Source organism: Bacteroides fragilis NCTC 9343, from assembly GCF_000025985.1.
Taxonomy (GTDB): domain Bacteria; phylum Bacteroidota; class Bacteroidia; order Bacteroidales; family Bacteroidaceae; genus Bacteroides; species Bacteroides fragilis.
Map to the genome: position 1 here is coordinate 2,869,713 of NC_003228.3, position 26,681 is coordinate 2,896,393.

Sequence of the window (26,681 nt, forward strand, 5' to 3'; positions counted from 1 at the left end):
CTATGACATCAACCGACTCCATTTTACAATTAATAAGTGAAATACATATCCCAGGATTTTTTATTACCGTAGACTTCCTGCAAATCGGAAAGGCTATTCCTCAAGGAATAAGCGGCTTTTTAAAAGAAAAGTACGATAAAATATCTCATGGTGCCAGCGGAAGAAAATTTATTTTCCAAGAATCAGGTTGGCGCATGGCATTTACATTCTATCCTACCGACCGGGTAGTCGATGAGAAATATGCAATGAAGAACAAAATGATAAAGAAGCGATAATTGCATGATTATTGATATAAATCAAAGCATAACTATCAATATTTACTATATTTGTGCAAATATTAATAATTAATCGATACTATCAGGAATATGCACATCAGTCACATCGCCATCTGGACTACCCGTTTAGAAGAACTTAGAAATTTCTATATCACTTATTTCAACGGAACAAGTAATGAAAAGTATATCAATCCTAAAAAAGGATTTGAATCTTATTTCATCAGTTTTGATCAGGGATTTGCTTCTCTGGAAATTATGCAAAGAGAAGATATCACAACACCTGCATTAAAAGACTGCCTCGGGTTAGCTCATTTTTCCTTTTCTGTCGGTAGCAAAGAAGCTGTATTGGAACTCACAGAACAACTCCGTAAGGATGGTTTTGTTATCGAGAGTGAGCCACGAACCACCGGAGACGGCTATTTTGAAAGTGCTATTCTTGATCCCGAAGGAAACATAGTAGAAATCACTATTTAACGCGCCTTGCAAGTGCAGGTATATAACGGAGTTGGACGTATTGTTCACCCGGATTGATATAGCCGTTATCCATCAAGATTTTCTTAACCTTGAAATCTTTCAGTCGGTAACGGATATATCGTTGTGCATTCCCAGGCTGTTGTTCCACAAACGACAGAAGATCGATTGTCCCATCATTCCGAATGACGACTTTAGCCTTAGCCGTACGGAAAGTAAGCACATCGTCCTTTTTCAGCTCTTTCATATGATATTTATCAAGCCAAAAAATGGCTGTCGCACGGGGAAGGCTATCGGCCTCCTCTTGCAATTCATCTTCTTCATCGATAGGAGATATAGTAGCTTCTTTGTGTTGCTGGCATGAAATAATAAAGAAAAAAGAGAAAAGTAACGGTAAAAATGCCTTCATTGGTTTGAGTCTTTATAAATTAGGAGGTAAATATATTAAAAAATCAATAAAAGCAAGGCAAGATGCTATCTTTTTCTTATATTTGCAGGCAAATTTTCTACTAAAAATGAAAATTAAAGAAATAGTAAGCGCCCTTGAACGGTTCGCGCCTCTGCCATTGCAAGACGGATTTGATAATGCCGGCCTGCAAATCGGATTGACAGATGCGGAAACAACAGGGGCTTTGTTGTGTCTTGACGTTACCGAAGCTGTGTTGGATGAAGCCATCGCGTCCGGATGTAATCTCATTATATCCCATCATCCTCTTATTTTTAAAGGTTATAAATCAATCACCGGTAAAGATTACGTTGAGCGATGTATTCTGAAAGCAATCAAAAACGACATCGTTATTTATTCGGCCCATACCAATCTGGATAATGCTCCGGGCGGAGTCAATTTCAAAATAGCCGAGAAGATAGGATTAAAAAATGTACGTATACTCGACCCTAAAGAAAGCAGTCTGATAAAATTAGTCACATTTGTTCCGTCTGCCCAGGCTGAAGAGGTCCGTAATGCTTTGTTCACAGCAGGATGTGGATGTATAGGCAATTATGATTCGTGTAGTTATAATACAGAAGGGGAGGGAACTTTCCGCGCACAGGAAGGGAGCCATCCTTTCTGCGGAACAGTGGGAGAACTTCATCACGAAACAGAAGTGCGGATTGAAACGATCCTGCCTGAATATAAGAAAGGAGAAGTTATCCGTGCATTGCTTTCCAAACATCCATATGAAGAACCGGCTTATGACTTATATCCTCTCCACAATAGTTGGGCCCAAGTCGGATCAGGAATTGTCGGTGAATTGGAAGAACCGGAATCCGAACTCGAATTCCTGAAGCGAATAAAGAAAATATTCGAAGTCGGATGTTTGAAGCACAACAAACTTACAGGCCGCCTGATTCAGAAAGTATCCCTTTGCGGAGGGGCAGGAGCTTTCCTTATTCCGCAGGCAGTCCGTAGCGGAGCTGATGTCTTTATCACGGGTGAAATTAAATATCACGACTATTTCGGTCGTGAAACTGACATTTTGCTTGCTGAAATAGGACATTACGAAAGCGAACAATATACAAAAGAAATTTTTTATTCTATAATACGGGATTTATTTCCTAATTTTGCACTCCAATTTAGTAAGGTAAACACGAATCCCATTAAATATTTATAAGTAAAATGGCAAGAGAAGCTAAAAATGAACCGAAAGAGTTGACAGTGGAACAGAAGTTGAAAGCTTTGTACCAGCTGCAAACAACATTATCTAAGATTGACGAGATTAAAACGTTGAGAGGTGAACTTCCATTGGAAGTACAAGACCTTGAAGACGAAATTGCCGGTCTGAGTACACGTATCGACAAAATCAAGTCGGAAGTAGACGAACTCAAATCAGCTATCGCCGGTAAGAGAGTGGAAATTGAAGCAGCCAAAGCTTCGGTTGAGAAATATAAATCACAGCAGGACAATGTTCGTAATAACCGCGAATATGACTTCCTGACAAAAGAGATCGAATTCCAGTCTTTGGAAATGGAACTTTGCGAAAAGAGAATTAAAGAATTTACTGCAGAAGAGCAGGAGAAATCTGAAGAAATAGAGAAAAATACCAAAGCACTGGAAGAACGCCAGAAAGACCTCGACCAGAAGAAGAATGAACTGGATGAAATCATCGAAGAGACCAAACAGGAAGAAGAGAAGTTGAGAGACAAAGCAAAAGATCTCGAGACAAAGATAGAACCCCGCCTGCTTCAATCTTTCAAGCGCATCCGTAAAAATTCACGTAACGGTTTAGGTATTGTATACGTACAGCGTGATGCATGTGGTGGTTGTTTCAATAAAATTCCGCCTCAGAGACAACTGGATATCCGTTCACGTAAAAAAATTATCGTTTGCGAATACTGTGGACGTATCATGATTGACCCGGAACTGGCAGGTGTAGAAATAGAACACAAAGTAGAAGAAGCACCGGTTACCACCAAAAGAGCTATCAGAAGAAAAGCTGAATAAAGCTCGATAGTCCGATTCCGGAGGACTAGTGAAACATATTATAATACTATTTAAACCCATAATTTTACTATAATTCCTAATTGAATTTTAGTAAAGTTATGGGTTTTTGTTTATGAAATACCCATTTACTTTTTAAAGAAAACAGATTCCCTTTTGAGCGTAGCCATTCTCTTGCAGAGCGGATAAACAAATACTTCTTTTCGTTGTTATGTTTTCATTTCTAAATAACCTAAGCTTATGAAACTACGAATAGGAAGTATCACGTTCTTGCTGTTTCTTTCATCCGTTGCCTTTCCACAGGCCACGAGCCGCTATCTGGACAAACCATTACCACAAGGATGGGAAGAAGATACACAAATATTTCAGCAAGTATTGCCAGTGGACGACCAATGGTGGAAAGCATTTCAGGACCCCGTTCTCGACTCACTCATCTCCGTTGCAGTCAAGCAGAATTATTCGGTACTGACTGCGATTGATCGTATCAATATGGCAAAAGCCAACCTAAGAATGGAACGTGGAAATTTTTTCCCAACAATCGGGTTGAATGCCGGATGGACCCGCCAGCAAAGCAGTGGCAACACCAGTGACTTGCCACAATCGACTCAACATTATTATGATGCCTCGCTCAATATGAGCTGGGAGTTAGACCTCTTTGGAAGCATACGCAATCGCGTAAAAGCCCAGAAAGAAAACTTTGCGGCCAGTAAAGAAGAATATACCGGCACAATGATATCACTTTGTGCCCAGGTAGCCTCAGCATACATCAACCTGCGGGAGTTGCAACAAGAATTGGCTGTAGTGCAAAAGAACTGTGCATCCCAAGAGGCGGTATTAAAAATTACAGAAGTAAGATACAACACCGGACTCGTATCTAAACTGGATGTGGCACAGGCTAAGTCGGTGTTCTTCAGTACCAAAGCATCGATTCCTCAAATCGAATCGGGCATTAATCAATACATTACGACCCTTGCCATACTATTGGGTACTTATCCCCAGGAAGTGCGGCCAGCTCTAACCGCTCCCGGAACATTACCGGATTATATGGAACCTATCGGAGTGGGGCTTCCGGCCGATTTGTTACTTCGCCGCCCGGACATACGCAGTGCCGAACGAAGCGTCAATGCACAAGCCGCTTTAGTAGGAGCGTCTAAGTCGGACTGGTTGCCTCAGGTCTTTCTAAAAGGATCGGTTGGTTATGCAGCAAAGGACCTGAAAGACCTGACCCATCATAAAAGTATGACCTATGAAATTGCTCCGGCACTGAGTTGGACGCTTTTTAAAGGAACTCAACTAGTGAATGCTACCAAATTGGCCAAAGCACAATTGGACGAAGCTATCAACCAGTTCAATCAGACAGTATTGATCGCCATACAAGAGACAGACAACGCTATGAACGCTTACCGGAATTCTATCAAGCAAATAGTAGCTTTGCGCGAAGTGCGCAATCAGGGACAAGAGACCCTGACTCTCTCGCTGGAACTTTACAAACAAGGATTGACCCCATTCCAGAACGTACTGGATGCCCAACGCTCACTGCTCAGTTATGAAAACCAGCTGGTTCAAGCCAGAGGATATTCTCTACTCCAACTGATAGCTATGTACCAGGCATTGGGAGGCGGATGGTCCGGAAACCTGAATAATTAACTATAAAGACTTGTCATAATGAAAAAACTAATGTATATTTTCCTCATCCTCCCTTTGATAATGAGCGGATGTAAAGGGAAAAAAGAAACCGAAAGAGGAGGGATGCCCACTCCGGAAATCAGTGTGGCATATCCACTCGTACAAAACATTACCCTAACAAAAGATTATCCGGGATATCTGACTACCGAACAAACAGTAAATCTGGTAGCCAGAGTCAACGGTGCCTTGCAGTCCGCCTCTTTCACACCGGGAACTCGTGTGAAGCAAGGGCAACTCTTATTCGTAATCGAACCAACGATCTACAAAGATAATGTAACTCAAGCCGAAGCGCAACTGAAAACCGCACTTGCACAGTTGGAATATGCCCGTAACAACTATAGCCGCATGAAAGAGGCTCTAAAAAGTGATGCGGTCAGCCGTATACAAGTATTACAAGCTGAATCGAATGTAGCCGAAGCCACTGCAGCAGTCAGCAATGCCGAAGCCACTCTGAATACTGCACACACCAATCTGGGCTATTGCTATATCCGTGCCCCTTTCAACGGAACTGTCAGCCGCTCGCTTTACGATGTGGGCAGCTATATCAGCGGAGCCGCACAACCTGTCACTTTGGCTACGATCTATAAAGACGACCGCATGTACACCTATTTTAATGTTGCCGACAACCAATGGCTTTCAATGCTACTCTCTCAAAACGGTAAAGAAGAGGAACTCCCCAAAAATGTCATCGTGCGCCTGGGTGAGAACGGCACACAAAACTATCCGGCCACATTGGATTATTTATCGCCCAATGTCGACTTGAACACAGGAACACTCAACGTGCGCGCCAATCTGGATAATCCGAAAGGTATTCTGAAAAGCGGACTATACGTCAGTATCACATTGCCTTATGCCGAGGCAAAACAAGCAGTGCTTGTTCCGGAAGCTTCCATCGGTACAGATCAGTTGGGGAAATACCTATACATCGTAAACGATTCGAATATAGTACGCTACAGGCATATCGAACCGGGACAACTGGTCAATGACACATTGCGCCAGATAAAGAGCGGACTTTCGCCCAAAGAACAATATATCACCACAGCACTGATGAAAGTACGTGATGGCATGAAAGTCAAGCCCGTATCAGTCAATCACGAGTCATCAACCTCTAATCGTTAACTGCATGTTTTCAAAGTTCTTTATCAATCGACCTATATTCGCCACGGTACTGGCATTGATCATCGTGGTGGCCGGATTGGTAACATTAAATATATTGCCTGTCGCACAGTTTCCGGAGATAACTCCGCCTACAGTACAGGTATCTGCCTTCTATCCGGGGGCAAATGCTGAGACCGTAGCCCAGACTGTCGGCATTCCCATAGAACAGCAAGTAAATGGCGTAGACGGTATGCTGTATATGAGCTCTACAGCGTCCAGCTCGGGTGCCTATTCGTTGACCATTACTTTTGCTGTCGGTACAGACATAGATATGGCCACTGTACAAGTTCAAAACCGGGTAAACGTAGCACAATCTTCGTTACCGGAACCTGTCATCGTTCAGGGAGTAACGGTACAGAAGCAATCGTCCAATATTGTGATGTTTCTCACGATGCAGGCACAAGACTCTGTATACGACGGGCTTTACCTTACGAACTACGCTCAGTTGAATCTGGTAGACCAATTGACACGTGTACCCGGCGTAGGGGCTGTCAATGTAATGGGAGCGGGCAATTACAGCATGCGCGTCTGGCTCGATCCGGAAGCAATGCGCATCCGTAACCTCTCGCCGGCACAAATCTATCAGGCTATCCAGTCACAAAACATAGAGGTCAGTGCCGGTTATATCGGACAGCCTATTGGCAAAAACAACAATAATGCCTATCAGTATACCTTGAATGTACAAGGTCGCCTGACGTCTCCCGAAGAGTTCGGCAACATTATTATCCGAACTGAAGAAGGAGGGAAAATGCTCCGGCTAAAAGATGTGGCGCGCATCGACCTCGGCAGTTCTTCGTACAACGTAGTGTCCAAACTAAAGGGACACCCTACTGCTGCCATCGCTATCTATCAACAACCGGGTTCGAACTCGCTCGATGTCTCTAAAGGAGTCAAGGCAAAAATGCAGGAGCTTGCACAAAACTTCCCGGCCGGAGTCAGCTATAACGTGACCTTAGATACGACCGATGTCATCAATGCATCCATTGATGAAGTACTCGTTACTTTTCTGGAAACAACCTTATTGGTGGTACTCGTTATCTTCCTGTTTCTACAGAACTGGCGGGCTGTCATCATTCCATGTATCACCATTCCGGTATCACTGATCGGTACACTGGCAGTCATGGCGGCACTTGGATTTTCAATCAATACTTTAACTCTATTCGGATTGATACTTGCCGTAGCAATAGTGGTGGATGATGCGATTGTGGTAGTAGAAAATGCTTCACGTTTGCTGGAGACAGGACAGTATTCTCCCAAAGAAGCCGTCACCAAAGCAATGGGAGAAATCACAGGACCAATTGTCGGAGTGGTATTGGTATTATTGGCAGTTTTTATCCCTACCACATTAATCAGCGGCATCTCCGGACAACTTTATAAGCAATTTGCCCTGACCATTGCTGCATCTACCGTATTAAGCGGTATTAATTCGTTGACACTGACCCCGGCATTATGCGCACTGTTTCTGGAGCATAACAAGCCATCCAATTTCTTCATATACAAGGGATTCAATAAGGTATATGATAAGACACAGAATCTATATGACCGTATCGTGAAGGGATTACTCATCCGTCCCGGCCTTGCGTTGATCTCTTATGGTATTATTACGGCAGTGGCTGTTATCCTGTTCATGAAATGGCCTTCAACCTTCGTCCCTGATGAAGATGACGGCTACTTCATAGCTGTCATCCAGTTGCCACCGGCTTCAAGTCTGGAACGCACACAGGCCGTGGGTCGGAAAGTCAATCAGATTCTGGACAGTTATCCTGAAGTAAAAGACTATATCGGTATCAGCGGATTTTCTATTATGGGAGGTGGCGAACAGTCCAACACAGGTACTTATTTCGTTGTCTTGAAAAACTGGGACCAACGGAAAGGAAAAGAGCATACTGCTGCGGCTGTGGTCGAACGTTTCAACGAGATGGCTTATGGCATCCAGGAAGCACAGATATTCGCAATGGTACCTCCGGCCATTCCCGGATTAGGAGCTTCAGGAGGGTTACAGCTACAATTGGAAGATCGCAATAACCTGGGGCCGACTGAAATGCAACGGGCTGTCGAAACCCTGATGGCTACTTATCACACTCAACCCGCTCTCGCATCCATATCCAGTATGTACCAGGCCAATGTACCACAGTATTTCCTGAATATCGACCGCGATAAAGTACAGTTTATGGGCATTCAGTTGGATAACGTATTCTCTACACTGAGTTATTATATGGGAGCGGCCTATGTCAATGACTTTGTTCAATTCGGACGTATCTATCAGGTAAAGATAGAGGCCGGAGAACAAGCTCAAAAAGTAATTGACGACGTGCTGAAACTCAGCGTCCCCAACGCCAAAGGAGATATGGTCCCATTTTCATCCTTTACCAAAGTCGAAGAGCGCTTGGGGATGGACCAGATCAGCCGTTACAACATGTACTCGACAGCATCTATCACCTGCAACGTGGCTTCGGGAAGCAGTTCGGGTGAGGGAATACAGCAAATGGAAGACCTGATTAAGGACCAACTGGGTAACGAGTTTGGCTACGAATGGACCTCGGTAGCCTATCAGGAGACGCAAGCAGGCAACACAACCACCATCGTATTCATCATGGCATTATTGGTGGCATTCCTGGTACTGGCAGCCCAATACGAAAGCTGGACAAGCCCCTTATCAGCAATTATGGGATTGCCAATGGCTTTATTGGGAGCAATGATAGGTTGTTCTGTCATGGGGACCCCTGTGAGCATTTATACTCAGATCGGCATCATTTTACTGATCGCCCTTTCTGCGAAAAACGGAATCCTCATTGTTGAATTTGCACGCGACTTCCGTGCCGAAGGTAACTCTATTCGCGATGCCGCCTATGAAGCCGGGCATGTCCGGCTGCGTCCGATCCTGATGACCTCTTTTGCATTCGTATTGGGAGTGATGCCTCTTCTGTTCGCCACAGGGGCCGGGGCGCAAAGCCGTATCGCACTCGGCGCAGCTGTTGTTTTCGGTATGGCCCTGAACACGTTACTGGCAACGATATATATCCCGAATTTCTACGAGCTGATGCAAAAGTTCCAGGAAAACGTATTGGATCGCAAGAAAAAGAAATAGTCCTCTATTTCAAGTTCTCTATTGTAAAAAACGTCTTTTTCATTTCACAGCCTATTGTCACCGGACAGAGTTTCGGGTGTCAATAGGCTTCTTTATAGTTGTCAAAAAGTCAACCAAGCATTTTCATCTTAGCGCCATACCGATACAATGAAAATTAGCTTTTGAAACAAAAGTATTGATTACAAGCCGTTTATTATACGAACAATCCATCATTACGAAGTTAACTTTAATAGTGTGTTAAAGTTAACTTCGTAATGATAAACAATTAACTTCTTGCATTTACGATATTAACTTCCTGGAAAGAGGATAATAGATGCCGGAAAGAGTCATTAACATTGTTAATTTTATAAAGCGTCATAATCCGGAATATCCGACAGAAACGAATAACTTTGAGTATCATAATCCATCCGGCAACAATAGTGTTGCATCCCATTACTGACAACCAGATAATCAACTTTCAAAACCATATTATAGCGGGTGATCTGATCAAAAACAGCCTGCGTAATCTCAATGTGGGGAGCTTTATATTCAACAATCATTCTGGCACTAAGATCGCGTTTGTATAGCACTGTGTCACATCGTTTTTTAGTCCCGTTCAGGTTCAGCAGCACTTCATTTGCCATCAAAGACGACGGATACCCCTTATGAACAATAAGAAAGTGTACAAAGTGCTGACGGACCCATTCTTCAGGGGTCAATGCGACATAACGACGGCGAATCACATCGAAAATAACATTTTTTCCATTTCGAGTGGCGATTTTAGTGTCAAATACTGGTAGGTTTAACGATAACATTTACTATTTTTGTAAGTTAAATAATGGCTTCCTGCTATTGGAAGCACAAATTTAATGGAATCTTATGAAAACAAAGCAAGAAATCGTAGCTAATTGGCTACCCCGTTACACCAAACGTAACCTGGAAGACTTTGGAGAGTATATCCTGTTGACTAACTTCAACAAGTATGTAGAAATATTTGCAGAGAAATTTAATGTTCCCATTTTGGGTAAAGACGCCAATATGATCTCTGCCAGTGCAGAAGGAATCACAATCATCAACTTTGGCATGGGAAGTCCCAATGCCGCCATAATTATGGATCTGCTGAGTGCCATCTCTCCAAAAGCCTGCCTGTTTCTGGGAAAATGTGGCGGAATCGATAAAAAAAATAAAATAGGTGACCTGATTCTGCCAATTGCCGCTATCCGCGGTGAAGGTACCTCAAACGACTATTTCCCGCCGGAGGTTCCGTCCCTGCCGGCATTTATGCTGCAGCGTGCCGTATCATCGGCTATCCGTGACTATGCTCGCGATTATTGGACAGGAACAGTCTATACAACCAACCGCCGTATTTGGGAGCATGATGACACCTTTAAAGAGTATCTGAAAAGAACTCGTGCAATGGCAGTTGATATGGAAACGGCAACTCTGTTCAGTTGCGGTTTTGCCAATCATATCCCGACCGGAGCTTTACTACTCGTATCCGACCAGCCTATGATTCCGGAAGGAGTGAAAACTGATAAAAGCGACAACATCGTTACCAAAAACTATGTAGAGGAGCATGTAGAGATAGGCATCGCCTCGCTACGAATGATCATTGATGAAAAGAAAACTGTAAAACACCTGAAATTCGACTGGTAACGCCACACTTATATTTATATGGCCAAACAAGAACTGACTTGCGATGACATCCTCAAAGAACTGAGGGCCAAGCAATATCGTCCCATCTACTATTTGATGGGAGAAGAATCGTATTATATCGACTTAATAGCCGATTACATTACCGACAACGTACTGACGGATACTGAGAAAGAGTTTAACCTGACCGTAGTATATGGTGCAGATGTGGATGTGGCGACTGTGATTAATGCCGCTAAGCGCTACCCGATGATGTCAGAACATCAGGTAGTGATAGTAAAAGAGGCACAAGCCATCCGCAATATAGAAGAACTATCTTATTACCTGCAAAAACCGTTAAACTCAACAATATTAGTGGTTTGTCATAAACATGGCGCTCTGGACCGCAGAAAGAAGTTAGCTGCAGAAATTGAAAAAACAGGTATTCTTTTCGAATCCAAAAAGATAAAAGAAGCACAGCTGCCTGCATTTATCAGTTCATATATGAAACGTAAAGGGATAGACATGGAGCCTAAAGCTACCGCAATGTTAGCTGATTTTGTGGGTACGGATCTTAGCCGTTTGACGGGTGAACTGGAAAAACTGATCATCACATTACCCGGCGGTCAGAAACGCGTAACTCCTGAACAAATAGAGAAAAACATAGGGATAAGTAAAGACTATAATAATTTTGAATTGCGTAGTGCACTGGTCGAAAAGGATGTACTCAAGGCCAATAAAATAATAAAATACTTTGAAGAAAATCCTAAAACAAATCCGATACAAATGACGCTTTCTTTACTATTCAACTTTTACTCAAACCTAATGTTGGCCTACTATGCACCGGATAAATCAGAACAGGGAGTGGCTACCATGTTAGGGCTTAAAACCCCGTGGCAGGCCCGCGATTACCTGACGGCAATGCGGAAATACACTGGAGTGAAGACAATGCAAATTGTAGGAGAAATACGATATGCAGACGCAAAATCGAAAGGTGTAGGCAATACCTCGATAAGCGATGGAGATATTCTTCGTGAATTAGTATTCAAGATTCTTCATTAAAAAACAATTTATTTCAGTATCTGCTCCCTATATCATACTTTTACCAATATCGAAGTGTGGTATGGGGAGTAAATGTATCCTCCGTAATCAAATACCTTCTTCTCTGGTGGTAACTAACCTATTTTTTTACATTCTTACTTAGCCTTTTGTTATTCTGCCTCCTTAATGCCGAACCTAATCAAAATAAGGGTCTATTTCCCATAAAATAGATTTCTCAGTAAAAGCAGTATGATACATTCCTTATCCCAAAGGCAGAAAAGGATAAAAAGAATACAACACATACTATATAATAGAAACACAATGAAGCTAACCCTTATTGAAGATACCAATGAATATTCATAGCCTTATCATGATGCTAACAGAATATCATAACCTGTATCATAATGTCATTTTCATACATAAAGTATCTATATTTTCTGGAATAGAAAAAAAATCAGCCTAACAAAACGCACATATAATACTGTAGATCAATTATTTATAATAAATTAAAGCCTCTCAGAATTGAATAATTTCATTTAAACGGGCATTTATATGGAAATAATGCAATATTTTGGCATTATAGCCTATATGTAAAACTATGAGTGACAAATTTTACTTGAAGGGTTCTCCAGTGACAAGAAAAAATAGATAAATATCTACTATTTGTTGCATATTTAACGATAGGATATGACAGCTGTGAAGTATGTATGTAACACAATATACATTCACAAAAGTAATATCTTTGTTTTTATACAATAAAATCATGAATTACATTTGTGATTACAGCTTCATTACATATATACATTTACAATTGTGGATGTAATAGGAGAGTGGTTAACACTTATTTTAATACCAGCTAATGATTAAATACTCAATAAGAAAAAAACAATATATCAATCTAATATTCAGGTAATAGTCCAAGATACAGAAACATTTGTGATATAAAGAGTATCAAGGTATATGGTAACGCATAAAAGTGATTGTTTTTCAGACATATACAAGTTTGATATAAACTAAAAATTTAATGGATATTACAATCATACACATCGATACCCAAAATATTAAGAGCAATATATCACACTCTCTTTACAAATCTAAAACATTAATATTATATTTGTAATTTGCTTTTGTGATTTTTATTTTTTACTTTTGTGCGAAGCTAAATAAATGCTTTACTTTTGTGAATCAACTAATAAGTCATACATTTGTAAATCTTCAAAGGATATGGAAATAAAAGATAGGATTAAAATTATCATGGAAAAAGAGAATATGGCTTCCGGTGCTTTCGCCGAAAGCATAGGTATTCAGCAATCCACTCTCTCTCATATTTTGAATGGGCGGAACAACCCCAGTTTGGATGTTATTATGAAAGTACATCAGAAATATAACTATGTAAAATTGGAATGGCTGTTGTATGGGCAAGGCAATATATCCGAAGAAAGCATCCAATCAGCTTCTGATTTTCAACCTTCCTTATTTGCTGAGAATGCCATAATTCCGCCCAACGGGACAGTTACTCCGGAAAATCGCAGGGAAATGCCGTTAGAAAGTTCCCAAAACACCCCGAAAGAGATTGTAAAACAAGAAATTAGATACATAGAAAAGCCTTCCAGAAAAATAACTGAAATAAGAATTTTCTTCGATGATAATACGTATGAGACATTCAGAGGAGAAAAATAAGACAGATAAATCACTGTTTGCACAATTTCCCGTATCTTTGCAGGACGAATACGAATTTACTTTCAACAATACATGAAAAAATTTATTTTAGACCTGACAGTAACTGAGAATCTCAGATTGCATACCAACTATGTGCTGCTGAAATTGACCTCTCAGACCGTCCTCCCGGAAATGCTACCGGGACAGTTTGCGGAAATTCGGATAGATGGTTCACCCACCACTTTCCTGCGTCGCCCCATTTCTATTAATTATGTAGACAGACAACGCAACGAAGTATGGTTTCTGATCCAACTTGTAGGTGATGGAACAAAACGTCTTGCGCAAGTAAATCGAGGAGAGATTATCAATGTAGTACTCCCACTCGGAAATAGCTTCACAATGCCCGAAAAGCCTTCTGATAAGCTATTATTAGTGGGCGGAGGTGTAGGGACTGCCCCTATGCTCTACTTGGGTGAACAACTTGCTAAAAACGGCAGTAAACCAACATTTCTTTTGGGGGCACGCAGCAACAAAGATCTGCTCCAATTAGAAGATTTTGCCGCTTACGGAGAGGTCTATACTACAACCGAAGACGGCAGCCATGGAGAAAAGGGATATGTGACCCAACATTCCATACTGAATAAAATAAAATTCGAGCAGATTTATACATGTGGCCCGAAACCCATGATGATGGCAGTAGCCAAATATGCCAAAGGTAATGATATCAATTGCGAAGTATCATTGGAAAATACAATGGCATGTGGCATAGGAGCCTGCCTCTGTTGCGTTGAAAACACCACAGAGGGGCATTTGTGCGTTTGTAAAGAAGGTCCTGTTTTCAATATAAATAAACTATTATGGCAGATTTAAGTGTAAACATTGGTAAACTACAAATGAAGAACCCGGTAATGACAGCTTCGGGTACATTTGGATATGGTGAGGAATTTGCGGATTTTATTGATATAACGCGAATAGGCGGTATCATTGTAAAGGGTACTACTCTTCACAAACGTGAAGGTAACCCGTATCCCCGCATGGCAGAGACCCCTTCCGGTATGTTAAACGCTGTAGGACTGCAAAATAAGGGTGTAGAATATTTCTCAAATCACATTTATCCCCGTATCAAAGACATTCAGACCCACATGATTGTGAATGTTTCCGGATCAGCCATTGAAGACTATGTAAAGACTGCAGAGATCATTAATGAACTTGACAAAATTCCTGCTATCGAATTAAACATCTCTTGTCCTAATGTAAAACAAGGAGGTATGGCATTTGGGGTGACAACTAAAGGAGTATCAGAAGTTGTACAAGCAGTGCGTTCTGCTTACAAAAAGACACTTATCGTCAAGCTATCTCCCAACGTTACAGATATAGCAGAAATGGCACGGGCAGCCGAGGCCAACGGCGCCGATAGTGTATCATTAATCAATACATTGCTGGGAATGGCCATCGATGCTGAGCGCAAACGCCCCATCCTTTCAACAGTGACAGGTGGCATGTCCGGTGCAGCAGTAAAACCCATCGCACTAAGAATGGTGTGGCAAGTTGCTAAAGCAGTAAATATTCCGGTCATAGGACTAGGCGGTATCATGAATTGGAAAGATGCTGTCGAGTTCATGCTTGCAGGTGCTTCAGCCATACAGATTGGTACGGCAAATTTCATAGATCCGGCTATCACCATCAAAGTTATAGATGGTATAAACGATTACCTGGAAAGACACGGATGCAAGTCTGTTTCTGAAATTATAGGTGCACTTGAGGTATAGTCAAAAACACATCATACCCCTTCGCTGCAGTTTGACTTTAAAATGCTATCCAAATGCGGATACGCTTATCTCAGTCTGCTCACGGAACCAATCGAAGCACCCCGGACCGGAAAGTATGAGTTTGCTCAAAGACTATTCCTTTTATTAATAATATATTTCATAAAAAAAGAATGCCTTTCTCCATTAGAAAGGCATTCTTTTTTATATACAACATAAGTTAATCTTCCAACAGATCCGGACGCAGTCTCCTAGTACGTTCCAACGACTGTTGGAGTTCCCATTCCTTAATCTTCGCTTCGTGCCCTGAAAGCAGAATCTCGGGTACTTTCCACCCCTTATATTCTGCCGGACGAGTATAAACAGGTGCCGCCAACAAATTATCCTGGAAAGAATCAGAAAGGGCGGACTGTTCATCAGAAATCACACCCGGAATAATTCGAACGATAGCATCCGCCATAACGGCGGCAGCCAATTCACCGCCGGTCAAAACATAATCTCCAATACTGATTTCTTTTGTGATCAAATGCTCCCGGATGCGATAATCGATACCTTTAAAATGCCCGCATAAAATGATAAGATTACCGGATAAAGACAAACTATTAGCCATCTTCTGATCAAACTGCTCTCCATCAGGTGTGGTAAATATCACTTCATCATAATCACGCTCTGCTTTCAGGGTATTAATACACCGTTCAATAGGTTCTATCTTCATCACCATACCGGCAAAACCTCCAAATGGATAGTCATCCACCCGGCGATACTTGTCTTCGGTATAATCACGTAAATTGTGAATATGAATTTCAGCGAGTCCTTTGTCCTGGGCCCGTTTCATAATAGAACAATTGAAAAAGCCCTCAATCATTTCGGGCAAAACCGTTATAATATCGATACGCATAATCTTTAATTTTTCGCAAAAGTACAAATATTTGAAGAGAAACCCGTATTTTTGCCTAAAACAATCCTAAGAATATATGACTGTAAAAGAAAAAATAGAGCAACTCCGTCTCCAACTCCATCAGCATAATTACAATTATTATGTGCTGAATGCCCCGGAAATCTCAGATAAAGAATTCGACGATTTAATGAGGGAACTTCAGGACCTGGAACAGGAACATCCGGAATATAAAGACGAAAACTCACCTACTATGCGTGTAGGTAGCGATATCAATAAGAATTTTACCCAAGTAGCGCACAAATATCCGATGCTTTCATTGTCGAATACATATTCGGAGAATGAAGTAACCGACTTCTATGACAGAGTGCGTAAAGCTTTGAATGAAGATTTTGAGATTTGTTGCGAGATGAAGTATGATGGTACCTCTATCTCCTTAACTTACGAAAATGGTAAACTGATCCGCGCGGTAACCCGCGGTGACGGTGAAAAAGGGGACGATGTAACAGACAACGTAAAGACCATTCGGAGTATTCCTCTCGTCCTACATGGAGATAATTATCCGGAAGTTTTCGAAATTCGTGGAGAAATCTTGATGCCATGGGAAGTTTTCGAAGCATTAAACCGGGAAAAAGAGGCCCGCGAAGAACCTCTCTTTGCAAATCCGAGAAATGCCGCATCGGGAACATTGAAATTACAAAATTCCGCCATCGTGGCTTCCCGTAAGCTGGATGCCTATCTCTATTATCTGCTTGGCGATAATCTGCCGACTGACGGACATTATGAAAATCTGCAGGAAGCAGCCAAATGGGGATTTAAGATTTCCCCGTTAATGCGTAAGTGCCAGACACTACAAGAAGTCTTCGACTTTATCAACTATTGGGACGTAGAGCGCAAAAACCTGAACGTTGCTACAGACGGAATCGTACTGAAAGTAAACAGCCTCAAGCAGCAAAGGAATCTTGGGTTCACAGCCAAGTCTCCCCGCTGGGCCATTGCCTATAAATTTCAGGCTGAACGTGCACTGACCCGCTTGAACATGGTAACCTATCAGGTAGGGAGAACCGGCGCCGTAACACCGGTAGCCAATCTCGACCCGGTACAACTTTCGGGCACAGTAGTGAAACGCGCATCATTGCATAATGCGGATATCATTGAAGGACTCGATTTGCATATAGGCGATATGGTCTACGTAGAAAAGGGAGGAGAAATCATCCCCAAAATAACCGGTGTGGATACGTCGGTCCGCTTCATGATCGGTGAAAAGGTAAAATTCATCACTCACTGTCCGGAATGTGGCAGTAAGCTGATAAGATACGAAGGAGAAGCCGCCCATTATTGTCCGAATGAGACCGCCTGTCCACCACAAATCAAAGGAAAAATAGAGCACTTCATCAGCCGGAAAGCAATGAATATAGACGGATTAGGACCTGAAACCGTTGACATGTTCTACCGTTTAGGACTGATTCATGACACAGCCGACCTCTATCAACTGACGACAGATGACATCAGAGGCTTGGACCGTATGGGAGACAAATCTGCGGAAAACATCATTAAAGGAATCATGCAAAGCAAAGAGGTACCTTTTGAAAGAGTAATTTTTGCATTAGGTATTCGTTTTGTAGGCGAAACGGTAGCTAAAAAAATAGCCAAATCTTTTAAAGACATAGAAGAGTTGGAAAATGCAGATCTGGAAACTCTGATCAATATCGATGAAATCGGTGAAAAAATAGCTCGGAGTATCCTTAACTACTTTGCGAATGAATCAAATCGTAAATTGGTGGACCGATTAAAAACAGCAGGATTGCAACTATACAGACCTGAAGAAGACTTGAGCGGACATACCGATAAATTGGCCGGACAATCCATTGTCATCAGTGGAGTATTCACCCACCATTCAAGAGATGAATACAAGGATCTTATCGAAAAACACGGTGGCAAGAACGTGGGAAGCATCTCTTCTAAAACCAGTTTTATTCTGGCCGGAGACAATATGGGACCTGCGAAATTAGAAAAAGCAAGTAAACTGGGAATTAAAATAATGAACGAAGAGGAATTTTTAAAGCTTATATCGTAACATTTTTCTGCAATAATCTTATTTTATATATTATTATTGCTGTAAAAAAAGAAAATATTCGTACTTTTGCGAGCAAAATATTTAGAGATTATTATTAATACTCATGATACAGACTAGATTGAAAGGAATGGGGGTAGCGCTGATTACTCCTTTCAAAGAGGATGAAAGCGTTGATTACGATGCGTTAATGCGACTGGTAGACTATCTGCTGCAAAATAATGCAGATTTTCTGTGTGTGCTGGGAACTACAGCCGAAACTCCGACCTTGAGTGAAGAAGAAAAAAAGAAAATCAAAAAGATGGTAATCGACCGTGTCAACGGAAGAATCCCCATCCTGCTGGGAGTCGGAAGTAACAATACACGCGCAGTTGTAGAGACACTCAAAAACGACGATTTCACCGGAGTAGATGCTATCTTATCCGTTGTCCCTTACTACAATAAACCCTCACAAGAAGGAATTTATCAGCACTATAAAGCAATTGCAAGCGCTACAGAGCTTCCCATCGTATTATATAATGTTCCGGGACGTACAGGAGTTAATATGACCGCAGAGACCACTTTGCGCATTGCTAAGGACTTTCAGAATGTTATAGCCATTAAAGAGGCTTCTGGTAATATCACCCAGATGGATGATATCATTAAAAACAAACCGGCTAACTTTGACGTTATTTCCGGAGATGACGGTATTACTTTCCCGCTGATTACATTGGGAGCCGTAGGAGTCATTTCGGTTATTGGAAACGCCTTTCCACGTGAATTCAGCAGAATGACCCGTTTGGCGCTGCAGGGCGACTTTGCCAATGCACTGACCATACACCATAAATTTACGGAACTGTTTAACCTCTTATTTGTAGACGGAAACCCAGCCGGAGTAAAATCCATGTTGAACGCTATGGGAATGATCGAGAATAAACTCCGTTTACCACTAGTACCGACACGCATCACCACATTTGAAGCGATTCGTAAAGTACTCAATGAACTGAATATAAAATGTTAACGACCAAAGTAATCCCGAGGTATCAATAATTTTTTCATCAACTTACGGAATAAAGGAGAGTGCGTCATAACTTACCACAGAATTTTGACATATTCTCCTTTATTTTTCCTAATTCAGCTGAAGCGTCCCATTTAGTATATTTATATGATATTTATTTCTTTGTTGTTTCTAACTTCTCAATAAGTTCTGCCACATTACGCCCATCCATAAGAGCGTGATGACCGGAAATTGAAATTGGAAGCAGGTATGCACCATTCTCTTTTATTAATTTTCCAGTGGAAATGCGCGGTACAGAATCACCTCTGCCAAAAGAAACAGCATGTTTCATCTCTGAAAATGCGAACCAAGGCAAAGCCGAATAGCGGATAAGATCTAACCGGCCTATATTTTCGGAAAAAGACAGGCCAGTACTGTTTTTCACTCTTTCTATTTCTTTTTCAGCATTTTGTATAAATACTTCAAGGTCTGCATCGTATTCAAAAAAACCGAAACCGAATGTTCCATCTTCACGTCCTATGGTAGGTGATAAATGGATAAAATCATATTTCACTACTTGTTCGCCTTCAATGCGTAATTTAAAAGCCTCTACTTCATTTACACATTGCAGCAGAAAATGTACAGAGTACAAAAAGAAAGACTTTTTCTCATCCTTACTTTGATGGTAGGTATTCGTAAAGTCGACCAAAGTAGTGATCCCCAAGAATGGGTCGTCAAAAGCAGAAAAGAATTTAAAATGTTCTTTTCTATTCCAATTTTCTAAATCAATAAGCTGTTTCATGCAGTATATTTATTTTTTCGTTCAGTATATGAATGCCCGATGAAAAATAGACTTTGACACAAAATTACTCCATATCTATAAGTAATGGTGTCATTTACATAGCTTGTAATATTTCCCTCTCTCGTCTCGCCAAGGAAGATACAACAATTTCATACGATTGCTTTACCAGGTCCTTAATCATTTTATCCGGAACGTCTTTATCAAAATAGACACTAATCCAATGTTTTTTATTCATGTGATAGCCCGGTTGTACTCCTTCATATTTGTCTAGCAAATCCTCTATCTGTCCGGCATTACATTTTATATTACAGAAATCGAATGCGTCTATATTCACAAAACAGAACCATTTATCCATTACATAAAAGACGAGTAAATCTCTGTCATATTCAGACGTTGCTTTTTTAAAGGGCATCCGGTCATGCACACCTTTAAATGAAAGGCAATATTCTCTAAATTCTTCTATATTCATAGCCTATTCTTAAATCTTCTCTGCCATATATCCTTGATATTCTGTATTGCAAATATAAGGAAAGTACCGTTTGCAACGAATAGCCAACAATACTTTTTTATTGTTTTTCAATGAGATAAAGCTGTTACAGTTTCATTCTTCTACGCTTTTCCTTTGCTACTGTCGGTATAGAGTAGATAACACCACCATTATAAAATCCCTAAACGTTAAACAAAGTTATATCATACACCTTATAAGGTCACTACATTAATTAAATTTCATACATTTAACAGGTTACTAATAATTTAATATTCAAATAAATGAAAACACTCCTAAATATTAAACTCCATTTATCTAAAAAGAATATATTTACCATCTTAGTTTTTATTCTTGTTTTAGGTGGTACTACCGGTTGCATTCAACACAAATCCGACCAGAAACGACTGCCTGCTCTTTCTTTTACTGTAAATGGAGAGAGCTTTGAAATGATTCCGGTAGAAGGCGGAACCTTTATTATGGGAGGCACAAGTGAGCAAGGTAATGATTGCGAAAACAATGAAAAACCAACGCATGAGGAAACTCTACCGTTCTTTTATATCGGGAAGTATGAAGTTACCCAGAAACTGTGGAAAGCAGTTATGGGGACTGATTTCGATCAATCATACAATTCAGGATGTGAAGATTGTCCGGCAGAGTATATCAGTTGGAATGACACGCAAAAGTTTATAAGCAAATTGAACACCCTTACAAACAAAACATTTCGCCTGCCTACCGATATTGAATGGGAATATGCCGCACGCGGTGGCAAGTATAGTGAAAAATACAAATACAGCGGAAGTAATGATATCGATGAAGTTGCCTGGTATATTGAAAATTATCAAAAAAGTAAATATGGAGACAAAGGGACTACACATCCGGTAGGTATGAAAAAGCCTAATGAATTAGGATTGTACGACATGAGTGGCAATGTATGGGAATGGTGTGACAATTGGTACACTCAAGAATACTCTCAAAACGGTAAATCTGTCCATCCCGGATGGCCATTTAATGGTACATCTGCCTTTTTCCGCCGGGTCTTGCGAGGTGGTAGTTGGGGTGGTACTGCAAAAGGCTGCCGAGTGTCATATATTGACTATGACGTGCCAAACTATCGTGATGAATATGGAGGTTTTAGGCTTGTTTTAGTACCGGACTCAGTACAGACTGCCAATTAAAAAGAGGAATCCCTCAGAATTTAGGTATGATCCAATAAAAGAGATAATGCAAGGAAAGCAAAAAACCTCCATAATTTGATTATGGAGGTTCTTGTGATCGCGACAGGATTCAAACCTGTAACCGGCTGATCCGTAGTCAGCTACTCTATTCAGTTGAGCTACGCGACCGTTTATCGTTATTTTCTTAGAGTGACCGCGACAGGATTCAAACCTGTAACCGGCTGATCCGTAGTCAGCTACTCTATTCAGTTGAGCTACGCGGCCATTTGTTAAACCTTAAAGTGATCGCGACAGGATTCAAACCTGTAACCGGCTGATCCGTAGTCAGCTACTCTATTCAGTTGAGCTACGCGACCATTGTTTTTGTTTAACGGGTGCAAAGATACGGCCTTTTCTTGAATTTGCAAGCTTTTGGGGAACTTTTTTTGCAAATAAATTATTCGATGAACCGGTAATTAAACAGTTGCCAGCCGAGTGTCAGCCCTACATTCCACTCCCTTCTTGGTGAGCTATAATGATTTACATATGCAGAGATAGCTCCAAATGGTAATTGACAAACCACTGAAATTTCTCCTAAATATTCGAATCGGGAAAATGCTTTTCCATAATAAGCCTTATTAATGGAGTTCCGTTCAATTGGGAAAATAGGCAAAAAACCATAAAATTCTCCACGGACATGAAACATCTGGTTTAAACGATAAATGGGACGTATTCCGGCAGCAACATATTGATTGGCACGGAAAGCTTCGTTATACGTCAATTTACTATGTGCAGTGGGGGCAAACTCACTAGCCTGCATCATAGTGGCCGTATAGTTCTCTGAGAAGTTCTTAGAGGCATAAACTGCGTCCAGATACCATCCCAATATCCAATTAGCACCCATCTTATGATATTTCTCCTTCATATATGACAACTGTAACCACGAATGCTTTTCTTTTACGGGCTTTTTATTCTCCGAATTAACCCCCGGACGAAAACTTTCATTTCCCGTAAATATCTGAGCAACCAAGGCCTCTCTTGCACCTTGAATCGGGAATTGCCTGGAGTTCAGTGTACTGCCATTAAAACTAACGGAACCACCAAACAGGCGATATCCGCTCTTATCATATTTGTCCTTATCAAAATCAATCACATTATTCTGAAAGTATCGATCCTCTATCTGCGCAATTCCAAAGCCCAATTCCAATCTTTTGCTGGATAAGAAAGGAAGAGCGACCTTCAATTTCAAGAATCGTTCATCCTTCTGATTAAAAGCCGGCTTATCGTTTTTAGAGAAAAGCTTATCTTTTTTAAAATAATCGAAAGTACTGATGGAAGCGATAAAACGATAGGATGTCGGGATAGTAGTGGCAAAATCGACTTTGGCCATGAACTGAGCATTATTATATATTTTGCCCAACTGTCCGTCAAGCGTAAACTCTTTCGAATAATAGTTCAGATTCTGGTATGCAAGTCCCAGATAAATCTGATTGGAGCTGGTCGTAGACACATTACCTCCCACACGAACCGAAAATTCATTCTCCATCTTTATTTTCAGATGCAAATCGTACGTATCATCTTCCGGATTGAAAACGGCATGGGGAATAATCTCCGAAATCATGTTATCCGAAAGTAAACGGAAATATCCCCGTTTCAAATCCTCATACGTAAATTCTTTATCGTCCGAGGTATGAAACTCTTTCTTTATGTACACCTGTTGGTGAGTATTAGCTCCGTCGATATAGATGTTTTTAAATCTGAGTTCAGGATAATTGCTTTTATACACCAACCGCCTTAAACGGATATTATCCACATTAACCCTACGGTGAATACGGCTTTTGATGGAGTCCATCAGGCTCATTGTACGGTCATATCCTATTTTCTCGAGCTCATCGATGCGTTGGAAGTCCATCAGACTTACATCATTATATTTGAAAGTCATCAAAATACCGGCAGAATCAGGAAGAGAGTAGTCTGTCTTCTGCATAACCATATTTTCTATCTGGCTCATCAGATCATTCTCTTTCGGCTTTCCCGGATTAGTAGATACAACGCTACCGATAATGATGTCCGGATGAAAATCCTCACGCATCACGTCGGTTGGAAAATTATTATAGATTCCACCGTCGTAAGCCAACATGCTGTCTATCTCGATAGGCTTGAACATAAAGGGAAAACTCATAGAAGCCCGTACGGCGTCACCCAGATCACCACGCTTCAGAATCAGCTGCTTCTTGTTATACACATCCGATGCGATACAACGAAATGGTACAAAAAGTTTATCAAAGTCACCGTCACATGCAGCCGTAGCGCGCGCATACAGATCGATAAAGACAAGGTTCATCTGGATAGGATTAACAACACTGGTCGGCAGAAACTGCGGCTTCAGGCTCAACGAGTCCTTAAAGGAAAAACGTATATTGAAAAACTCCGGCGTGGGAAGATTCTTCTTAAAATAGTACATGTATTTTTCTTCCACCTCACCGGAATACCATCGCTTGAAATCTTCTGATTTCAGTAAGGTTTCCATGTCGTCAGGCGAATACCCCATGGCATAAAGAGAGCCCACAATGGCTCCCATAGAAGTACCGGTTATATAATCTATCGGGATATTATTCTCTTCTAGAGCACGAATAATTCCAATATGCGTCAGTCCTTTAGCACCGCCGCCACTCAATACCAATCCGACTTTCTGTGCCTGGACAAGCATTGGCAAAAACAGTAAAAAAAGAAATAACAATAAAAGATTTTTCTTCATAAGGTCCAGCAAAACACTATATAGAGGGTTAAATCATCGTTCAAATATATACAATAGTTTCCAATTTACCGACAGCTGACATACATTTCTAATGAAAAAAGAGCATTACGATACATTTTCATGCACGTAATGCTCTTTGAATGATATTATGAAATTAAAAAGCGGCTGCTTAAATCAGCTCAATGCTTCTTTTTACAAAGTTATTTAATGCTTCACCTTTCAGCATATTGTTTTGCAACAACGCTAGATCGATCAACTGACGTACCACTTTGTTTTTGCCTGCATATCCGGCAAAAATAGAATCTTTCTGCTGCTTCAACTCATCCCATTTCTTATCCAGATCATTGAGTTCATCTTTCTCCGCAGTAGGGATATCTTCGTCTTTCTTGCCTTCTTGCTTTTTCTTGAGTGCATCACGACGTTTTGTCACATCTTCCAGTTCCGTCTGTATAGGAGCAATGGCAGCACTGCACTCTTTTTCTTCATCAGCCAATACTTCTTTCACCAATTTATGGTCTGAATTCAATACCAGATTAAACATATCGGGCATTTCACCATAGAAACTCATGCCAGCCTGAATATTGGCCATTTCCTTCATACGGCGCATATATTCGCTCTGGGTTATCATCACGGGAGAGCCGTTTTCGCCTAAAGCCTGAGTCATGACATTAAATTCAACCTTTTCCATTTTCGGCAACTGACTCTTGAAGGCTGCTGACAGAGCTTCTTGTTTTGAAGCCTCAAGCACATCGCTCTTCTTATCTTCTTTCACAATCAGGTTGTCGACAACATCACTGTCTACACGGGTGAAGCGAGATTTCTCCAGTTTCTGTTCGAGCATACTTACCATGGCCACATCCAGTTGCCCGTCCATCAACAGCACATTGTAACCTTTATTTTTGGCAGCTTCGATATAGGCAAACTGTTCGTCCTTATTATTGGCATACAGATAGATCAGGTTTTTATCTTTATCTGTCTGATTATCTTTAATCAAAGTCTGGTACTCCTCAAAGGTGTAATGTTTGCCATCCGTATCGGTGAAAAGGGCGAATTTTTGTGCTTTATCATAGAAATCCTCTTGAGTGAGCATTCCATAATTAATAAAGATTTTTAAATCATTCCACTTCTCTTCGAACTGAGCGCGATCATTCTTAAAGATAGATTGCAGACGGTCTGATACCTTTTTCGAAATATAGGTAGAGATCTTCTTCACGTTCGAATCACTTTGCAGGTAAGAACGGGATACATTCAAAGGAATATCCGGTGAATCGAGCACACCATGGAGCAGAGTAAGGAAATCCGGAACAATACCTTCTACAGAATCCGTAACATAAACCTGATTACAATACAACTGAATCTTATTCTTATTCAAATCAATATTGCTCTTTACCTTCGGGAAGTAGAGGATACCGGTCAGATGGAACGGATAGTCTACATTCAAATGAATCCAGAACAAAGGTTCGTCTGACATCGGATAAAGCTCACGATAGAATTTTTTATAATCTTCGTCCGACAATTCACTCGGTTTCTTTGTCCACAAAGGAATGGTGTCATTGATGACATTATCTTCCGCCGTCTCTACTTGTTTGCCGTCTTTCCACTCTTTCTTTTTACCAAAAGCGATGGGAACGGGCAGGAAGCTGCAATATTTCTTCAGGAGGGCAGAGATGCGTGACTCCTCGAGAAACTCCTTGCAATCATCATCAATATACAATACGATATCTGTACCACGATCCGCTTTCTCCACCTCTTCAAGTGTAAACTCCGGACTACCGTCGCAAGTCCATTTTACGGCCTGTGCACCTTCTTTATATGATTTGGTGATAATTTCAACCTTCTTGGAAACCATGAATGCAGAGTAGAACCCAAGTCCGAAGTGTCCAATGATGGCATTCGCATCGTTTTTATATTTTTCAAGGAAATCGTTAGCCCCCGAAAAGGCAATCTGGTTGATATATTTATCAATCTCTTCAGCAGTCAAACCGATACCACGATCGGAGATGGTAATGGTGTCTTTACCTAATGAAACGTGAACGGTCAAATCACCCAGTTCGCCCTTAAATTCACTGATAGAAGCCAATGTATTCAACTTCTGAGTGGCATCAACGGCATTGGATACTAATTCCCGCAGGAAGATTTCATGGTCACTGTACAAAAACTTTTTGATGATAGGGAAAATGTTCTCTGTTGTAACCCCAATATTACCTTTTTGCATAATAACGTATATTTTTTAAATGATCTTGGTTATTAATAATTGAATTTCTTTATTGCCTGAATAGAGACAAAAAAAATGCCAGACCATGCTGGTCTGACATTTTGACGTATGTTTGAAAGAAACAGTCG

Annotated in this window: 22 protein-coding genes and 3 tRNA genes; 15 read left to right on the forward strand and 10 right to left on the reverse strand. The window is 40.9% G+C overall.

Annotated features, from left to right (window positions below):
• The first annotated feature begins 2 nt into the window (after nt 1–2).
• Both BF9343_RS11710 and BF9343_RS11715 read left to right on the forward strand, forming a co-directional pair.
• Nucleotides 3–275: a hypothetical protein gene (locus BF9343_RS11710; protein ID WP_010993024.1), complete on the forward strand. Its 273-nt coding sequence runs from the start codon at nt 3–5 to the stop codon at nt 273–275.
• A gap of 90 nt (nt 276–365) precedes the next feature.
• Nucleotides 366–749 carry a VOC family protein gene (locus BF9343_RS11715; protein ID WP_005793774.1) on the forward strand — a complete coding sequence of 128 codons (384 nt, stop codon included), beginning with the start codon at nt 366–368 and terminating at the stop codon, nt 747–749.
• Here BF9343_RS11715 and BF9343_RS11720 read toward each other — a convergent pair.
• Nucleotides 742–1,155, reverse strand: a complete 414-nt coding sequence (locus BF9343_RS11720; RefSeq protein ID WP_008660293.1) for a DUF4891 domain-containing protein — start codon at nt 1,153–1,155, stop codon at nt 742–744. The genes BF9343_RS11715 and BF9343_RS11720 overlap by 8 nt on opposite strands.
• A 106-nt stretch (nt 1,156–1,261) precedes the next feature.
• Here BF9343_RS11720 and BF9343_RS11725 point away from each other — a divergent pair, with 106 nt between their 5' ends.
• The 5 genes from BF9343_RS11725 to BF9343_RS11745 all read left to right on the forward strand — a co-directional run bounded on the left by BF9343_RS11725 (nt 1,262) and on the right by BF9343_RS11745 (nt 9,115).
• Entirely contained in the window at nt 1,262–2,356 is a 1,095-nt protein-coding gene (locus BF9343_RS11725; RefSeq protein ID WP_010993025.1) for a Nif3-like dinuclear metal center hexameric protein, read from the forward strand.
• A 5-nt stretch (nt 2,357–2,361) separates the two neighbouring features.
• Nucleotides 2,362–3,186 carry a zinc ribbon domain-containing protein gene (locus BF9343_RS11730; protein ID WP_005787827.1) on the forward strand — a complete coding sequence of 275 codons (825 nt, stop codon included), beginning with the start codon at nt 2,362–2,364 and terminating at the stop codon, nt 3,184–3,186.
• Between the two features lie 237 nt (nt 3,187–3,423).
• Complete coding sequence (locus BF9343_RS11735; protein ID WP_010993026.1) at nt 3,424–4,830, forward strand: efflux transporter outer membrane subunit; 1,407 nt, start codon at nt 3,424–3,426, stop codon at nt 4,828–4,830.
• An 18-nt stretch (nt 4,831–4,848) separates the two neighbouring features.
• Nucleotides 4,849–5,988 carry an efflux RND transporter periplasmic adaptor subunit gene (locus BF9343_RS11740; protein WP_010993027.1) on the forward strand — a complete coding sequence of 380 codons (1,140 nt, stop codon included), beginning with the start codon at nt 4,849–4,851 and terminating at the stop codon, nt 5,986–5,988.
• A 4-nt stretch (nt 5,989–5,992) separates the two neighbouring features.
• Nucleotides 5,993–9,115, forward strand: coding sequence for an efflux RND transporter permease subunit (locus BF9343_RS11745; protein ID WP_010993028.1), 3,123 nt, complete (start codon nt 5,993–5,995; stop codon nt 9,113–9,115).
• Between the two features lie 344 nt (nt 9,116–9,459).
• Here BF9343_RS11745 and BF9343_RS11750 read toward each other — a convergent pair whose 3' ends face one another.
• Complete coding sequence (locus tag BF9343_RS11750; RefSeq protein WP_005793759.1) at nt 9,460–9,909, reverse strand: type I restriction enzyme HsdR N-terminal domain-containing protein; 450 nt, start codon at nt 9,907–9,909, stop codon at nt 9,460–9,462.
• 64 nt (nt 9,910–9,973) lie between these two features.
• On the opposite strand from BF9343_RS11750, the gene BF9343_RS11755 reads away from it, so the two are divergent.
• The 5 genes from BF9343_RS11755 to BF9343_RS11775 all read left to right on the forward strand — a co-directional run bounded on the left by BF9343_RS11755 (nt 9,974) and on the right by BF9343_RS11775 (nt 15,195).
• Entirely contained in the window at nt 9,974–10,750 is a 777-nt protein-coding gene (locus BF9343_RS11755) for an AMP nucleosidase (RefSeq protein WP_005787839.1), read from the forward strand.
• Between the two features lie 18 nt (nt 10,751–10,768).
• A complete protein-coding gene (gene holA / locus BF9343_RS11760; RefSeq protein WP_005787842.1) occupies nt 10,769–11,788 on the forward strand; it encodes a DNA polymerase III subunit delta in 1,020 nt (339 codons plus the stop codon).
• Nucleotides 11,789–12,991: 1,203 nt separating this feature from the next.
• Nucleotides 12,992–13,447, forward strand: coding sequence for a helix-turn-helix domain-containing protein (locus BF9343_RS11765; protein WP_005793753.1), 456 nt, complete (start codon nt 12,992–12,994; stop codon nt 13,445–13,447).
• 72 nt (nt 13,448–13,519) lie between these two features.
• Complete coding sequence (locus BF9343_RS11770) at nt 13,520–14,296, forward strand: dihydroorotate dehydrogenase electron transfer subunit (RefSeq protein ID WP_005793749.1); 777 nt, start codon at nt 13,520–13,522, stop codon at nt 14,294–14,296.
• Nucleotides 14,284–15,195, forward strand: a complete 912-nt coding sequence (locus BF9343_RS11775) for a dihydroorotate dehydrogenase (protein WP_005787859.1) — start codon at nt 14,284–14,286, stop codon at nt 15,193–15,195. The genes BF9343_RS11770 and BF9343_RS11775 overlap by 13 nt, the downstream gene beginning before the upstream one ends.
• Nucleotides 15,196–15,412: 217 nt before the next feature.
• Here the strand turns inward: BF9343_RS11775 and trmD are convergent, their stop codons facing one another.
• Nucleotides 15,413–16,090, reverse strand: a complete 678-nt coding sequence (gene trmD / locus BF9343_RS11780) for a tRNA (guanosine(37)-N1)-methyltransferase TrmD (protein ID WP_010993029.1) — start codon at nt 16,088–16,090, stop codon at nt 15,413–15,415.
• 76 nt (nt 16,091–16,166) lie between these two features.
• Between trmD and ligA the strand changes: the two genes are divergently transcribed.
• Nucleotides 16,167–18,164, forward strand: a complete 1,998-nt coding sequence (gene ligA / locus BF9343_RS11785; RefSeq protein ID WP_005787866.1) for an NAD-dependent DNA ligase LigA — start codon at nt 16,167–16,169, stop codon at nt 18,162–18,164.
• A gap of 103 nt (nt 18,165–18,267) precedes the next feature.
• On the forward strand, nt 18,268–19,161 hold the full coding sequence (gene dapA / locus BF9343_RS11790) for a 4-hydroxy-tetrahydrodipicolinate synthase (protein ID WP_005787869.1): 894 nt from the start codon (nt 18,268–18,270) through the stop codon (nt 19,159–19,161).
• 151 nt (nt 19,162–19,312) lie between these two features.
• Here dapA and BF9343_RS11795 read toward each other — a convergent pair whose 3' ends face one another.
• Both BF9343_RS11795 and BF9343_RS11800 read right to left on the reverse strand, forming a co-directional pair.
• Nucleotides 19,313–19,939 (reverse strand): chloramphenicol acetyltransferase, encoded by a 627-nt coding sequence (locus tag BF9343_RS11795; protein ID WP_010993030.1) that lies wholly within the window; start codon nt 19,937–19,939, stop codon nt 19,313–19,315.
• Between the two features lie 94 nt (nt 19,940–20,033).
• Complete coding sequence (locus BF9343_RS11800) at nt 20,034–20,408, reverse strand: MmcQ/YjbR family DNA-binding protein (protein WP_005793741.1); 375 nt, start codon at nt 20,406–20,408, stop codon at nt 20,034–20,036.
• Nucleotides 20,409–20,707: 299 nt separating this feature from the next.
• Here BF9343_RS11800 and BF9343_RS11805 point away from each other — a divergent pair, with 299 nt between their 5' ends.
• Nucleotides 20,708–21,601: a formylglycine-generating enzyme family protein gene (locus tag BF9343_RS11805; protein ID WP_005787878.1), complete on the forward strand. Its 894-nt coding sequence runs from the start codon at nt 20,708–20,710 to the stop codon at nt 21,599–21,601.
• A 94-nt stretch (nt 21,602–21,695) separates the two neighbouring features.
• Here BF9343_RS11805 and BF9343_RS11810 read toward each other — a convergent pair.
• The 5 genes from BF9343_RS11810 to htpG form a co-directional block, all read right to left on the reverse strand.
• Nucleotides 21,696–21,769 (reverse strand) — tRNA-Arg (locus BF9343_RS11810).
• Nucleotides 21,770–21,791: 22 nt separating this feature from the next.
• A tRNA-Arg gene (locus tag BF9343_RS11815) sits at nt 21,792–21,865 on the reverse strand.
• Nucleotides 21,866–21,883: 18 nt separating this feature from the next.
• A tRNA-Arg gene (locus BF9343_RS11820) sits at nt 21,884–21,957 on the reverse strand.
• Between the two features lie 80 nt (nt 21,958–22,037).
• The gene (locus BF9343_RS11825; protein ID WP_008768894.1) at nt 22,038–24,338 is read right to left on the reverse strand and encodes a patatin-like phospholipase family protein; all 2,301 of its coding nucleotides are present in this window, start codon (nt 24,336–24,338) and stop codon (nt 22,038–22,040) included.
• 169 nt (nt 24,339–24,507) lie between these two features.
• Nucleotides 24,508–26,553, reverse strand: a complete 2,046-nt coding sequence (htpG, locus tag BF9343_RS11830; protein WP_005793737.1) for a molecular chaperone HtpG — start codon at nt 26,551–26,553, stop codon at nt 24,508–24,510.
• Between the last annotated feature and the right edge of the window lie 128 nt (nt 26,554–26,681).

Excerpts from the sequence above, each read along its gene's own strand:
- BF9343_RS11775 (WP_005787859.1), top strand. The coding sequence starts at position 14,284 with ATGGCAGATTTAAGTGTAAACATTGGTAAACTACAAATGAAGAACCCG.
- BF9343_RS11770 (WP_005793749.1), top strand. The coding sequence starts at position 13,520 with ATGAAAAAATTTATTTTAGACCTGACAGTAACTGAGAATCTCAGATTG.
- BF9343_RS11805 (WP_005787878.1), top strand. The coding sequence starts at position 20,708 with ATGAAAACACTCCTAAATATTAAACTCCATTTATCTAAAAAGAATATA.
- holA (WP_005787842.1), top strand. The coding sequence starts at position 10,769 with ATGGCCAAACAAGAACTGACTTGCGATGACATCCTCAAAGAACTGAGG.
- BF9343_RS11730 (WP_005787827.1), top strand. The coding sequence starts at position 2,362 with ATGGCAAGAGAAGCTAAAAATGAACCGAAAGAGTTGACAGTGGAACAG.
- BF9343_RS11720 (WP_008660293.1), bottom strand. The coding sequence starts at position 1,155 with ATGAAGGCATTTTTACCGTTACTTTTCTCTTTTTTCTTTATTATTTCA.
- BF9343_RS11725 (WP_010993025.1), top strand. The coding sequence starts at position 1,262 with ATGAAAATTAAAGAAATAGTAAGCGCCCTTGAACGGTTCGCGCCTCTG.
- dapA (WP_005787869.1), top strand. The coding sequence starts at position 18,268 with ATGATACAGACTAGATTGAAAGGAATGGGGGTAGCGCTGATTACTCCT.
- ligA (WP_005787866.1), top strand. The coding sequence starts at position 16,167 with ATGACTGTAAAAGAAAAAATAGAGCAACTCCGTCTCCAACTCCATCAG.
- BF9343_RS11765 (WP_005793753.1), top strand. The coding sequence starts at position 12,992 with ATGGAAATAAAAGATAGGATTAAAATTATCATGGAAAAAGAGAATATG.
- BF9343_RS11795 (WP_010993030.1), bottom strand. The coding sequence starts at position 19,939 with ATGAAACAGCTTATTGATTTAGAAAATTGGAATAGAAAAGAACATTTT.
- BF9343_RS11710 (WP_010993024.1), top strand. The coding sequence starts at position 3 with ATGACATCAACCGACTCCATTTTACAATTAATAAGTGAAATACATATC.
- BF9343_RS11740 (WP_010993027.1), top strand. The coding sequence starts at position 4,849 with ATGAAAAAACTAATGTATATTTTCCTCATCCTCCCTTTGATAATGAGC.
- BF9343_RS11755 (WP_005787839.1), top strand. The coding sequence starts at position 9,974 with ATGAAAACAAAGCAAGAAATCGTAGCTAATTGGCTACCCCGTTACACC.
- trmD (WP_010993029.1), bottom strand. The coding sequence starts at position 16,090 with ATGCGTATCGATATTATAACGGTTTTGCCCGAAATGATTGAGGGCTTT.
- BF9343_RS11800 (WP_005793741.1), bottom strand. The coding sequence starts at position 20,408 with ATGAATATAGAAGAATTTAGAGAATATTGCCTTTCATTTAAAGGTGTG.
- BF9343_RS11745 (WP_010993028.1), top strand. The coding sequence starts at position 5,993 with ATGTTTTCAAAGTTCTTTATCAATCGACCTATATTCGCCACGGTACTG.
- BF9343_RS11735 (WP_010993026.1), top strand. The coding sequence starts at position 3,424 with ATGAAACTACGAATAGGAAGTATCACGTTCTTGCTGTTTCTTTCATCC.
- BF9343_RS11715 (WP_005793774.1), top strand. The coding sequence starts at position 366 with ATGCACATCAGTCACATCGCCATCTGGACTACCCGTTTAGAAGAACTT.
- BF9343_RS11825 (WP_008768894.1), bottom strand. The coding sequence starts at position 24,338 with ATGAAGAAAAATCTTTTATTGTTATTTCTTTTTTTACTGTTTTTGCCA.
- BF9343_RS11750 (WP_005793759.1), bottom strand. The coding sequence starts at position 9,909 with ATGTTATCGTTAAACCTACCAGTATTTGACACTAAAATCGCCACTCGA.
- htpG (WP_005793737.1), bottom strand. The coding sequence starts at position 26,553 with ATGCAAAAAGGTAATATTGGGGTTACAACAGAGAACATTTTCCCTATC.